The 13224-nt window shown below is 40.6% G+C and carries 13 protein-coding genes, 1 pseudogene and 1 riboswitch; of the genes and pseudogenes, 13 read left to right on the top strand and 1 reads right to left on the bottom strand.

Annotation, left to right across the window (positions count from 1 at the left end; all coding sequences use genetic code 11):
• Window positions 1-2: 2 nt before the first annotated feature.
• The 4 genes from NST15_RS18285 to NST15_RS18270 all read left to right on the top strand — a co-directional run bounded on the left by NST15_RS18285 (window position 3) and on the right by NST15_RS18270 (window position 3706).
• Window positions 3-296, top strand: coding sequence for a putative quinol monooxygenase (locus tag NST15_RS18285; protein ID WP_017368359.1), 294 nt, complete (start codon window positions 3-5; stop codon window positions 294-296).
• Window positions 297-485: 189 nt separating this feature from the next.
• Window positions 486-2867 carry an immune inhibitor A domain-containing protein gene (locus NST15_RS18280; protein ID WP_007498008.1) on the top strand — a complete coding sequence of 794 codons (2382 nt, stop codon included), beginning with the start codon at window positions 486-488 and terminating at the stop codon, window positions 2865-2867.
• 207 nt (window positions 2868-3074) lie between these two features.
• On the top strand, window positions 3075-3338 hold the full coding sequence (locus NST15_RS18275; RefSeq protein WP_008345710.1) for an ORF6C domain-containing protein: 264 nt from the start codon (window positions 3075-3077) through the stop codon (window positions 3336-3338).
• Window positions 3335-3706 carry a DUF1304 domain-containing protein gene (locus tag NST15_RS18270; protein ID WP_007498006.1) on the top strand — a complete coding sequence of 124 codons (372 nt, stop codon included), beginning with the start codon at window positions 3335-3337 and terminating at the stop codon, window positions 3704-3706. Before NST15_RS18275 ends, NST15_RS18270 begins: the two co-directional genes overlap by 4 nt.
• 143 nt (window positions 3707-3849) lie before the next feature.
• Here the strand turns inward: NST15_RS18270 and NST15_RS18265 are convergent.
• A pseudogene (locus NST15_RS18265) lies at window positions 3850-4044 on the bottom strand (hypothetical protein); the annotation flags it as partial.
• Window positions 4045-4268: 224 nt separating this feature from the next.
• On the opposite strand from NST15_RS18265, the gene NST15_RS18260 reads away from it, so the two are divergent.
• The 9 genes from NST15_RS18260 (at window position 4269) to NST15_RS18220 (ending at window position 13057) form a co-directional block, all read left to right on the top strand.
• A complete protein-coding gene (locus NST15_RS18260) occupies window positions 4269-4925 on the top strand; it encodes a type 1 glutamine amidotransferase domain-containing protein (protein ID WP_017358640.1) in 657 nt (218 codons plus the stop codon).
• Between the two features lie 141 nt (window positions 4926-5066).
• Window positions 5067-6194: a hypothetical protein gene (locus NST15_RS18255; RefSeq protein WP_108611109.1), complete on the top strand. Its 1128-nt coding sequence runs from the start codon at window positions 5067-5069 to the stop codon at window positions 6192-6194.
• A gap of 56 nt (window positions 6195-6250) precedes the next feature.
• Window positions 6251-6354, top strand: a riboswitch (TPP riboswitch).
• 87 nt (window positions 6355-6441) lie between these two features.
• Window positions 6442-7128, top strand: a complete 687-nt coding sequence (gene tenA, locus NST15_RS18250) for a thiaminase II (protein WP_108611108.1) — start codon at window positions 6442-6444, stop codon at window positions 7126-7128.
• The gene (locus NST15_RS18245; protein ID WP_035702599.1) at window positions 7125-7724 is read left to right on the top strand and encodes an ECF transporter S component; all 600 of its coding nucleotides are present in this window, start codon (window positions 7125-7127) and stop codon (window positions 7722-7724) included. The genes tenA and NST15_RS18245 overlap by 4 nt, the downstream gene beginning before the upstream one ends.
• Window positions 7699-9297, top strand: coding sequence for an energy-coupling factor transporter ATPase (locus tag NST15_RS18240; protein WP_342498723.1), 1599 nt, complete (start codon window positions 7699-7701; stop codon window positions 9295-9297). The genes NST15_RS18245 and NST15_RS18240 overlap by 26 nt, the downstream gene beginning before the upstream one ends.
• On the top strand, window positions 9287-10021 hold the full coding sequence (locus NST15_RS18235) for an energy-coupling factor transporter transmembrane component T (protein WP_024719222.1): 735 nt from the start codon (window positions 9287-9289) through the stop codon (window positions 10019-10021). The genes NST15_RS18240 and NST15_RS18235 overlap by 11 nt, the downstream gene beginning before the upstream one ends.
• A gap of 149 nt (window positions 10022-10170) precedes the next feature.
• The gene (locus NST15_RS18230; protein ID WP_008345693.1) at window positions 10171-11010 is read left to right on the top strand and encodes a methyl-accepting chemotaxis protein; all 840 of its coding nucleotides are present in this window, start codon (window positions 10171-10173) and stop codon (window positions 11008-11010) included.
• 173 nt (window positions 11011-11183) lie between these two features.
• The gene (locus NST15_RS18225) at window positions 11184-11999 is read left to right on the top strand and encodes a YwqG family protein (protein WP_255234146.1); all 816 of its coding nucleotides are present in this window, start codon (window positions 11184-11186) and stop codon (window positions 11997-11999) included.
• 224 nt (window positions 12000-12223) lie between these two features.
• Window positions 12224-13057, top strand: a complete 834-nt coding sequence (locus NST15_RS18220; RefSeq protein WP_017368351.1) for a PRD domain-containing protein — start codon at window positions 12224-12226, stop codon at window positions 13055-13057.
• Window positions 13058-13224: the final 167 nt, after the last annotated feature.

Here is a 13224-nt window from a genome sequence, read left to right as displayed (position 1 = left end):
ATATGATTATTATTCATGCAGGGATGACCATTCATCCAGAGAAAGAAAATGTATTTCTAGAAGAAATCAACGGTTTAATGAAAGCTTCACAGGAAGAAGAAGGCAATGTGTCCTACAAGCTTTTCAAGGATACAGAGAAAGAAAACACCTTTTTAATGGTCGAAGTGTGGAAAGATGAAGCAGCGGTTCAAAGCCATAATGCAAGTGCACATTTCCAAGCTTTCGTCGCAAAGGCAAAAGAATTTTTAGCCGCTCCACTTGATGTTGTTGCATATCAAGGAGAGCAGCTTTCATAGAAAAACAACAAACACCCTAGGCATTTATAGCCTAGGGTTCTTTTATTTTCGACAATTCGTTCCACCTATTTCAATCTCGTATTGTGCATTTTCCACAAAGTTTCTGAAAATAAAATGTTTTTCGACTTAAGTATATTGGAATATGCTAGAATTAGATATTATTTATTACCAAATTAGGGAGGAACCAATATGAAAAAAGGGAAATGGACGAGCATCGCACTAACAGCTGTCCTCAGTTTAGGCACATTGACAGCTTTCAGCACCCCTCTATCTGCCCACACCTCAGAAAAGTCAACATCCTCAGATGGTGGTCATTATTCAGGTATTCCATTCGACGCAAGTGTTGTCAATGAAGACCGCCTCATCAAAGCCTTGAAAAAACAAGGAAAGATCAAAAAGAATGCCAATGAGGCAGAAACCCAAAAAGCATTAAAGAACTACCTAAAGAAAAAAGAAGAAGCAGCGATGAAACAAAGCGCAAGTACCTTAACAGAAGAACCTGAATTCCTAAAAGAATACAAACAAAATGTACATAATAAACTAGCCAAAAAGAAAAAGTTAAAGAAGCATAAAGGAAAAGAAGGCAATCAAGTAAAGCCGGTGAAAAAGGAAAAATATAAAGGCGACGTCCGTAATGATAAAGTTTTGGTCTTATTAGTAGATTTTAAAGATTATAAGCATAATAGTATTAAAAAAGAAGAGACTGATATGTACTATGACAAGTACGATCAGCAGCATTACCAAGATATGCTTTTCGGAAAAAATGGCTACATCGGTCCAGATGGTAAAAGAAAAGTATCTATGAAGCAGTATTATGAAAAGCAGTCCGGTGGAAGCTACACGATTAGTGGAACAGTAGCTGGATGGTATACAGCCAAGCATGAAGCAGCATATTATGGCGGGAACGTACCAGACGAATCAGGAAGTGACGGCAGACCGCGCGAATTGGTGAAAGAAGCCCTCGAAGCAGCGGCAAAGGATCCAAACATTGACCTTGGTGAATATGATCAATGGGACCGCTATGATATGGATGGGGACGGTGTTTATAATGAGCCAGACGGTATCATTGACCACCTCATGGTTGTACACGCTGGCGTAGGTGAAGAAGCTGGCGGCGGACAGCTTGGCTCTGACGCGATTTGGTCGCATCGCTGGTCACTTGGTGATGTATTTGAGATTCCAAACACTGAATCAGAAGTGGGTCAAGGCGGAAAGTTAGGCGCTCTAGATTATACGATTGAGCCTGAAGATGGCGCAGCAGGCGTGTTCACACATGAATTTGGACATGATCTTGGTCTGCCTGATGAATACGATACACAATACACAGGCAGAGGAGAGCCCGTTTCTTATTGGTCTATCATGTCAAGCGGAAGCTGGGCAGGTAAAGTACCTGGTACGGAACCAACAGGTTTTAGTCCATATGCAAAAGAAATGCTTCAAAACTTGCATGGCGGCAACTGGCTTTCTGGAAAAACCATTGATGGTAAGACATTAACAAAAAGCAAAACAGTTTTAATCGATGAAGCAGCAACAAAAGGAACCAACCATGATGCGGTTCGAGTCGATTTGCCAGATAAAGAGATTGTGGTCACTCAGCCTGCACAAGGGCAATATTCATACTTCAGCGGAACAGGTGACAATTTGAATGCTACCATGACGACATCAGGGATTGATTTGTCGAAGGGAAGCAAAGCCGAGCTTACGTTTAAAGCATGGTACGATATCGAAGAAGATTATGACTATGCGTATGTAGAAGTTCGTGAAGCTGGGACAGACAAATGGACAACCATTGCTGGTAATATTACGAATGATCGAAATGAGGCAGGAGCGAATGAAGGCAATGGCATCGATGGAAAATCAGATGGCTGGGTAGATGCATCCTTTGATCTTTCTGCTTATGCAGGGAAGAAGATCGATCTTCAATTCCGCTATACAACCGATGCAGGATATTCACTGCCAGGTTTATTTGTAGATGATCTAAAGATTACAGCAGATGGAGCAAAAGTGTGGTCAGATGATGCCGAGGGAACGTCCACGTTCACTTTTAATGGATTCTCTCAATCTAATGGAAAACAATATGCCGCTCAGTATTATTTACTAGAATGGCGCTCTTATGCTGATGTCGATAAAGGCTTAAAGCATATCAAACGAGGAGCAAGTCTGATGAGCTATAATAACGGTTTGGTCGTGTGGTACGTCGATCAATCGTACAGTGATAACTGGGTTGGAAAACATCCAGGGAACGGCTTCCTTGGAGTCGTAGATGCAGATCAACAAGTGTTGAAATGGAGTGACGGCTCTATTGCAGCGACAGGTTTCCAAGTACATGATGCAGCATTCTCTTTGAATCCAAGCACGAAGCTGAATATTGATTATACAGCGACAACAGGCTTAACCTTAGAGGATCGCTATATCCGCCCAACGCGTACATTTAGTGATAAAAAGAACTATGTGAATCCAAATAACCCTGATGCAGGACGTGATGTGCCAACATACGGCCTATCCTTTAAAGTCGTCGGACAAAGTAAGGACCGTTCTGTTGGAAAGGTATTAATTTCTAAAAGCAACTAAACAAAAAGCCGGATTCAATCCATGAATCCGGCTTTTTGATACGTTAAGACATGGATTTTTAGCATATGACTCGTCTTTGATCGAATGTTTGTTCTTTTTTATTTTGATATCCGAATGAAACCATTATATAATAGAGATTGGAAGGTTTTTCTTTCATTCAATGTTCTTTTTAGTTGTTAAAAAACCAAGAAAGGATGAGCGTTACCAATGAGTTGTGTCACTGCCAAGCAATTAAAGGTGATTCGAGGGACGATGCAGACTTTTTGCAGCCATTTAGAGTATGATGGCCACGGTAAGCTTCATATTAATACCATCATGGCTTTTATTAAAAAGGAATTTGGTGTAAGAAAAATGAAAGACATTCCACAAAGTCGTTTTCATGAGGCGTTAGAGCTAATCCAAGACTTTGATTTATACACGGACAAAATACAAATACGAGACCGTCTATCAGAAAGGAATTCACTAAATTGAATATTTTAGCAATGATTTTAGTAGGAATTGTCGCTTTAGAGCACATTGTCATCATGTTACTAGAAATGTTTTTTATGGAATCAAAAATGGCGAAAAGATCGTTCAATCTGCCTGAACACTTACAAAAGGATCCAAATGTGAAAGTGATGTTTGCTAATCAAGGGCTATACAATGGCTTTCTAGCTGCTGGACTCATTTGGGGGCTCATTCTTGGTTCGAATACCGTAGGATATATGATTCAGCTATTTTTCGTTCTTTGTGTGTTCATCGCAGCAGTATTTGGCGGGGTGACGTCTAATAAATCGATTATCATCAAACAAGGGTTACCAGCTTTTCTTGCATTAATTGCACTTATCCTGGCTATATAATCCTATCAACGTGATAGAAAACCTTTGCAGTTTAGGAAGGACGAGCATCGGAGCGAATTTGACATTGGTGAGCACCGAAGCGCAGGACTGACACCGAATGCGATGGTTTGTCTACACAGTAAAGCCGCCCCAGAGGGCGGCTTTTATCTTTTACGCATTCCCATCAAACGAATAATGGACGTAAGACAAAGGGCAACAGCGACAGCCAATATGATTTTTCCATACATGACGCCCGTAAGATTCATTAAAAAGACAGCCAATATGATACAGAGCGTGATGATAATCATCACAATCGAATAGGTTTTCATCTCTTTTTCCACTCCTTTTAAATTCCCTCTAGCGCAAGAGGTCTGTCAATTGTTTCTCATATTATATCATTTCATCACAATTTTACATGAAATTCCCTGTCAATAGAATGTGACAGAATGATTAGATTTGAAGTGAGGCTATATTTTTTAAAAAATCGGGTATAACATAAAGAGTTGTATCTAAGTCTGATTGCTTGATATTTAATTGTGCAAAATACAAAATAGCCACATGATAAATAGAAAGGATGATCAAGTTGAGCAAAAACGTCTTATTAGTATCAACAAGCAGCTCAGAAATGAACGGACACCCTACAGGCTTATGGCTAGAAGAATTGGCCGAGCCATTTCATATTTTTAAAGAAAATGGACTCAACGTGCAAATTGTTTCAATAAAAGGTGGAACAGTACCGATCGATAAAAATTCAATTCCTGAAGGAGTTCCAGCACAATATCAAGATGTGTATGAATTACTTCAAGACACAAAGGCACTGACAGATGTAAACCCAGCTGAGTATGATGGCATTTTCTTTGCTGGAGGACATGGCCCAATGATCGACTTTGCATCCAATCAATTGGTTGCCGATGCGATCTTAGCGATTTCAGACAAAAATGGAGCCGTTGGGGCAGTTTGCCATGGCGTTTCTGCCTTTGTTGATGTGAAGGATCGTGATGGAAAATCATTTATCGACGGCAAGAAAATAACAGGATTCACAAATGAGGAAGAGGATGCTGTTCAGCTGACATCTAAAGTTCCATTTTTATTGGAAACAAAACTTCGCGAGCAAGGGGCAGCATTTGAAAAAGGCGATGCATTTGCGCCATTCGCTGTTGTAGATGGACAAATCATTACTGGACAAAATCCAGGATCAAGTGCAGAAACAGCACGCTTATTTGTCAAAACCATTGCATAAATCATCAAATAAACCAGTCGTGACTCATACGGCTGGTTTTTTGTTATAAAAATTTCCTAAAAAAGTCCAAAACAAGTATTAGAAAAATGGTAAAATAATCACAGGGTAAAAAACCCAAATTAGGGAAAAGGGGATGTTCCTGTGAGAGCATTTTATGTCAAAATCACCGCCGCCTTACTGTCTATTTTATTGGTCACAACAGGTTTATTTTCACCAGCAATCAATGCAGAAGATGCACCAAAATCAAGTGAAAAAGTATCGCCACTGACTGAAAAAGCCATTCAGCAAGTGCAAGAGTCGTTTGAAAAACAGGATAAAGGGACTGCGGTTCAACAGAAGGAAGTAAAAAAATCATTTAAAGTAGATAAGAAAAAGGGAATAAGTATTAAACGAAAAGCGGCTGCAGATGGAAAGATGCGTACGTCTGCCGTTCGCTCTATTGATGGACTAGCCATTAATCAATCGGCAGTTTTAAACGAGGAAGATCCAGTTGATTTATGGTTCTTAAGTACATCGTCTCCTCAGGCGCTCATCAGCCGGATTACCTCTCCAAATGCTGATTATTTCGTTCAGTTATTTGTTATTGATTATGAAGAAGGACAAGCTTATCCAACGGATCTGATTCAACCGGCAGGCAGTCTGCTTGCGTTAAGCAATTTACCAGCGGGGGATTATGCGTTTGGTATTACTAGCGGTGGAAACTTTGGAGACTCATATACATTACAGGTGAACGCAAAAAACCCACCAAATTTCACAGGTGCTGAATCCCTATCATCAACATTGCAATACTTTGTTGCTGCGTATGCCAATGGGGATGTTTTCGCAAATGGTACAAAAGTGTATAACAAACAATCTAAGACCGCCGATTATAAATGGGAGCGTGTATTTTATTTCTCATATGATGGAAAATATCAACAGAGAACGCATTCTGTTGACAGTGTAAAAGTGAAAAGTATTTCGGCACCAGTATCGTACTCTGCTCCATATGCGAGTTCCTCTGAGGCCATTCTTGTATACTTAGATGTGGAGACATTATTTATGTATCATGAATCATCGTTTGCTAGTGGGCAGTACTACCATAGCAGCTTTGTTGATACTCTCGGAAAGACAACGCCAAGGCGTTTAGACATTGATGATCTGACCAATTATGGCGATCATATTTTGGCTGTTGATATAAAGACAGGAAAGCCAATTGATTTCTTCAGTGTCCTTAATTTCTACTATGCAGCAGGGATCGAGAAGCTGCCAACGATCAATACATTGAATTAAGATCGGCGGTTGACATCAAATCGCCACATGTGTAGAGTAAAGATAATTAAATGACAAAAGTCCACTAGGGGAGTCATGTATGACTGAGACAAGAGAAAATCTTGGACCCTTTGAACCTGATCTAGTTTGTACTAGCGGAGGGAAGTGGAGCAGGACCTTGTCTTATTCATGATTGAATCGATAAGAAGGCCGCTCCATTTGGGGTGGCTTTTTCATTTATTCAACTGAAAAAGAGGAGGCTTTTTTTATGACATTTTCAACGCAATTAAGGCAAGAAGCAGAACCATTATTTGAAGCGATTTATCAGCATCCGTTTGTGAGAGGACTTGCAGCAGGAGAACTCGAAAAGGAACAGATCATTCATTATGTCAAACAGGATGCAGAATATTTAAATGCCTTTATTAAAATTTATGCGGCAGCCATTAGCAGATGTACAGACAGAGAGGACATTACCTTTTTCCATCAACAAATGGCTTTTGTTCTTGATAGTGAGACACATCCTCATCAAAACCTTTGCCGGGTGGCAGGTGTAGCTTATGATGAACTGCAAGGTGCATCTTTGGCGCCAAGTGCTCATCACTATATTCATCACATGCTGCAAGTCGCCGAGGAAGGGACGCTAGGAGAAATCATTGCGGTTTTGCTCCCTTGCCCTTGGACCTATTGGGAAATAGGCAAACGAATGCTCAGAGATGTAGAGCCCGATCCTGCCCATCCATTCTATGAGTGGATCACGTTTTATGGCGGGTTAACGGACTCTGTTACAGTGGAGCTTTGCAAACGGCTTGATCAGTGGGCGGAAGGAGCAAGTGAGAAGGAAAAGGAGAAAATGAAACAGCACTTCATCTTAAGCTGTCAGCTTGAGTATAAATTCTGGGAAATGGCCTTTACTGTCGAAGAGTGGCCTGTCCAAATGGAGGTGCATTCTTTATGACATGGAAGATGAAAGAAGTCGTTCTTGCTGTCATTTTATCAGTGGCATGCGGAGTTATCTATTTAGGGTGGTCGACGCTTTATTTACCGATTACAGCCCTTGTCGGTCCAGCAGGAGGCAACATCATGTTCGGAATTTGGGTCATTGCCAGTCCAATCGTTGCTTACATTATCCAAAAGCCTGGCGCTGCCCTCATCGCAGAAACAGCTGCCGCCGCCGTGGAATTACTGACAGGCAGCCACTTCGGTCTTTCTGCGCTTTTGATTGGTGTGTGCCAAGGACTTGGAGCAGAAATCGCCTTCGTTCTATTTGGCTATAAGCGATATCGCATGTGGACACTCATGTTGTCTGGTGCCTTTGCAGCAGTAGGGGCAATGGCATATAGCCTCATTGCCAATGGATTCGGCTATTACACGCCTCAAGTGTTACTCATGACCCTTGTCACTCAAGTCATTAGCGGCATGTTACTCGGTGGTTGCTTGGCAAAGGTTGTGGTGGATGCTTTATCTAAAACAGGTGTGCTGAATCAATATGCCATCATGAAAGAAAAACGAAGTAAGGGTGACCAGCATGGATTCATTTCTCGCGTGCAGTAATCTCACTGTCCGTTTTTATGAACAGCCGAATCCCGTTCTTCATCAAGTATCTCTTTCTATTCAAAAGGGGGAAAAGGTGCTGATATTAGGACCAAGTGGAAGCGGGAAATCTACGCTGATTTCTGTGCTTGCTGGCATTATTCCAGAGCATATGGAAGCTGAAGTACAGGGAGAAGTGATGCGGCAAAGGCATACTGGTGTCATGTTTCAAGACCCAGATTCGCAGTTTTGTATGCACCGAGTCAATGAAGAAATTGCGTTTAGCTTAGAGAATCGATCTGTCCCTCGAGAACAAATGGATGACATGATTCAGCATCTCATGAAAAAGGTACAGCTGGATGTCGACCCAAATACAGATATTCATACCTTATCTGGCGGAATGAAGCAGCGGTTGGCGCTTGCTTGTTTACTAGCATTAGAGCCAGATGTCCTGTTCTTTGATGAACCGACTGCACAGCTTGACCCAGCAGGAAGAATGGAGATATTTCAATTGCTTCAGCAGCTTTCGGCTGAACAGAATCAGACGATGATTTTTGTGGAGCATGTGTTAGACGGTGTCATCGAGTGGATGGATCGGGTGATCTTATTAGATCATCAAGGCTGTATTATAGCAGATGGAACGCCAAAAGACGTGATGAACACATTTGAGGGAGAAATGAAAGAAGCCGGCATTTGGCGTCCGAAAATATTTCCCGAGAAATGGTCCAATGTCTTACAAGATCCGTTTCATCCACTGAGTCAAACACTCTTGCAAACCTTTGAGGCGAGAAAAGTACGGCATGAGAAAGTGTCATCAACAGATCGAGAGACAATCATTCGCACAGATCATCTACAACTAAGCTACGGAAAAAAAAGCATTATAGATGACCTGCACCTTGATATAAAAGCAGGAGATTGGGTTGCGATCATTGGTGAAAATGGCAGCGGAAAAAGTACGTTTCTTAAACATGTCATCCGTTTAGAACCAATAAAGAAAGGTCACATTTACTTAAAAGGAAAACACCTGAAAAAGTGGTCTGACCGAACATTATATGAAAAAGCAGGCTTTGTATTTCAAAATCCAGAACTTCAATTTATACAGGATACAGTGTTTGATGAAATCGCATTTGGTGGGAGACAGCGAAATTGGTCAGAGTCTGTGGTGCAAGAAAAAACGAATCAGCTATTGGCAGAGTTCGGCCTAGAGAAGCATAGAGACGCGCATCCTTTCACCTTAAGCTTAGGACAAAAAAGAAGATTAAGTGTTGCCACGATGCTTCTTTTTGATCAGGATGTACTCATTTTAGATGAGCCGACCTTCGGGCAGGATGAGAAAACGGCGAGGGAGTTAATCCGGCGTTTAAAAGAACGGCAACGACAAGGCACCACTATTATTATGGTCACACATGATATGGAACTCGTTGATGAGTGCGCTGATCAGGTGCTTGTTTTTCATCAAGGGGAGCATGTTTATGATGGTACGCCTTTTGATTTATTTTCTCATCAGGAACTTGTCACTTCCTGTGAGCTGAGAGTGCCGTTACATTATCGCTATATGGCTGAAAGAAAGGAAGTGATGACGATTGCAAAGTAATCACTCCTTTCTATCCACTGTAAATCCAGTCATGAAATTACTCGCCCATCTCCTTGCGATGTGCTGTCTGATGGCAATTTCTGATCCTAAAACGACGTTCATCATCTGGCTGTTTGCACTTGGAATTGGACTTGTCCTAGGCGGCTGGAATTTGAAATACCTCATCACCAGACTTGTACCTTATCTGCTCTTTTTCATTCTCGTGTTTTGGATGATCGCGGCCTTTGGCAAGGGAGATCATACAGTTTGGAAGTGGGCATGGTTTCATATCACAGAGGAGAGTTTAAGAAATGGGCTGACCATTTCTTTTAGAATGCTTGGCTTTGTGACATTTGGTCTCCTTTTTACATCAACAACTGATTTGACGGCCTTTATGATGAGCTTAATCCATCAATGCCGAATGTCACCCAAATGGGCATATGGGATGCTGGCAGGCTTCCGGTTTATCCCGTTGTTTCAAAGTGAATTGAAGCAAATGAAGGCTGCACATAAAATTAGAGGTTACAAGCAAAAAAACAGTTGGAAAGCCTTTATACGTTATGCACTCCCTCTTTTCACGCAAGGCGTACGGAAATCTGAACGACTAGCCATTGCGATGGAAGCAAGAGGCTTCACAGGGACGAGGGAGAGAACGTATTATCATGTCATCAGCACTTCGTGGATCGACTGCATGTATCTTTTTTTCATCGTCATTAGTGTGTTGATATGCATCTTCTTCTTTTAAAAACAGCCACATTCTCTTGATAGAATGTGGCTGTTTTATATGTCTTAGGTCATTTGGTTGATATTAGTACACATTGCAGGCTGTAATAGATCATATAAAGAACCGATAAAGAGAGTGTACTGAGAAAAAGAGAGGATGAACGTGAGCGAATGTCACAGAGAATTGATAACATAATAGACGCTTTACCAATCGTTGGACTAGCTATGAGAGAGCAGCTAACCTTTTCTGTATTAGGGAAAGAGAAGGTTCTTTATTATCAGCAGCACGGGAACATTGATTTAGGGTTTAAAGCAGGGGACGTTGTAGCTCCCGGGTTCCAAAACTTTTCGATGTTGAAAAATGGGAGAGAGCCATCATTTATCCAGATTCCTAAAGAGGTGTACGGTATTCCTATGGACATCGTCGCCGTCCCGATTAAAGATGACAATGGTCAAGTGATCGCTGCCTTCTGTGTAGCATATGACCAAACGAATCAACAACGATTAGAACACATTATGACGGAAAGTAACGATGCTTCCGAAAAACTAGTCGCGATGGTACAGCAAGTGGCTGCACATTCAGAGGAACTACAAGCGACAAGTGAACAAATTTTACAAAATACAAAAACCACTGTCGAAAATTCCTCTAAAATCAACCAAGTGTCTAATCTCATCAAAGGTATCTCTGATCAAACGAACTTACTTGGACTCAATGCATCCATTGAGGCTGCAAGAGTAGGTGAAGCAGGAGCAGGCTTTGGGGTGGTTGCTACGGAAGTGAGAAAGCTGTCTACTCACGCAAAGCAAGCAACGACTGATATTGAAACAGCGCTAAAAGATGTGCAAGGCTCTATCAAAGGAATGGAAGAAGAAATAGCACAAATCGTGGCTTCTTCTGAACATCAAGCAGAACTTGTTGGCACTTTCACAAAAATTATTGAGGGGCTGCACGAAACGAACGAAACGATGAAAACATTGGCAACAGACTTAGTGAATTATCAAGTGAAATAAATAAACGAATCACAAAACCTCCAGCCGTATTGGAGGTTTTTTAACGTGTTGAAGTGAGTTTTTTGTCATGATATTGACGGGTTTTTCACTGACAGGGAAGTTACACTTCTGTATGATAGAAAAAGAGAGACCTGTTTTGATCATTAGACCTATACATAAGGAGGAAGCCCATCTTGACACAATCAGCAAAGCTGCAAGAAGTACTTGCGCCTTACCGTCCATTGTTAGATCAAACTGAAAAACCACTGATTCAATTACAGATAAAACAAGGAAAAACAGGACCATATGACAGCAAAATATCAGGTGATCCTTATTTCCCAAAAAACGACGAATATCCCGTTGATGGAGAAGGCCATCCTATGAAGCTGCTGGCACAAATCAATTTCGGCCAGCTGCCAAAGCTGAAAGATTACCCAGAAACAGGACTTTTGCAAGTTTTTATTTCTGTACATGATGATCTTTATGGGATGAATATTGACCATAAAACAGAGCAAAAAGATTTTCGGATCAAATTTATTGAGGAACCTTTCTTAGCTGAAGAAGACTTATTGACTGATTTTTCATTCGTGAAAATTCCTGACGATTTTTATTTTCCAGTTACGAAGGAAGGCGCGATTACAGGTGAATTATCAAGCGAAACGATCAGTGTAGAAGATTTCCGCTTTGAAAAAGTCACAGGAAAGCGAAGCTGGGATCTATTCGAAGATGCTGTTGGTATTGATGGTGATGAAGCAGATACTTTACTAGATGAATTTTATGAGACAGCAAGTGGCTTTGGCCACAAAGTAGGCGGATACCCAGGTTTTACACAAGAAGACCCGCGTACCTATGTAGACCAAGAACATACTGTGCTATTATTGCAAATTGACTCAGATGATGAAGTGGACATGTTGTGGGGAGATTGCGGCATTGCTAACTTTTTTATCAAACCAGAAGACCTCAAACGAAAACATTTCGAAAATGTCGTCTATAACTGGGATTGCTCCTAATTTTGTAAAAAACACTCTTTTTGAAGAGTGTTTTTTGTCTATTTTTAGCCTTTTTGCCCCTAAATCGTCATTTCTGAGAGGTAATATGTCATTCTTTCTAGTTGACCGTATCAAAAAAAAATGTAAAATCATCTTAAAGTCCTCTTTTTTGAAAATAATAATAAAATGACATATCAATCAACAATGAAATGCTCGAAAAAGCGGAATGTACTGGGGGGGATCAATTGATCATTTCGAAAGTAATCAACAATAATGTGGTCAGTGCGTATGATGACGAGCAGCATGAGCTGGTCATTATGGGCAGAGGGATTGCGTTTCAAAAGAAAAGCGGAGACCCGATTGACGAAGAACGTATTGAAAAAGTATTTTCCATTCAAAATAAAGATATATCAGAAAAATTCAAAACCCTGCTTTATGATATTCCGATCGAGTATATGCAAGTGTGTGAGGCAATTATCGATCACGCGAGAACGACCCTTAACAAAAATTTAAATGACAGCATCTATGTCACGTTAACGGATCATATTACCTTTGCTATTGAACGTCATCAAAAAGGAATGGACATTAAAAATGCCTTGCTTTGGGAAATCAAACGGCTGTACAAAGAGGAATTCATGTGTGGTGTAGAAGCGATTCGGATCATACAGGACAAGCTCAACATCCATCTTCCCGAGGATGAAGCAGGCTTTATTGCGATGCATATTGTCAATGCAGAACTGAATGAGGAAATGCCGAATGTCATTCAAATTACAAAACTGATTCAAGATATTTTGAACATCGTAAAGTATCATTTCCAAATTGATTTGGACGAAGAATCATTAAATTATTTCCGTTTTGTCACGCATTTGAAGTTTTTTGGACAGCGTCTGTTTAACGAAACACAAATGGAAAATCAAAATGAGTTTCTGTATGAAGTGGTAAAGGAAAAAAATACAGCCGCTTTTCAATGTGCGGAGAAAATTAATGACTATGTTCAAAAGGAATACAACCGAAGTCTCATAGAAGATGAGATGTTATACTTAACTTTGCACATCGATCGAGTCATAAAAAGAAAATAAATCAAAAAGAAAGCGTTGACATATCAAAATTAACATGCTAATTTATAACTATAAACTCAATAACCCACAATCTTTTAGGATTGTTACTGGTCAAGCAGGCAAAACCTAAATCATTGTCCCTATCTTTGATAAGGCGTGATTTAGGTTTTTTTGTATCTAAAGGCTTA

Origin of the sequence: Bacillus sp. FSL R5-0820, from assembly GCF_038593385.1 — a bacterium.
In the GTDB taxonomy this organism is placed as follows: domain Bacteria; phylum Bacillota; class Bacilli; order Bacillales; family Bacillaceae; genus Bacillus; species Bacillus altitudinis.
Note: the sequence above shows the minus strand (reverse complement) of the source record. Positions and strands in the feature narration are given on the sequence as shown.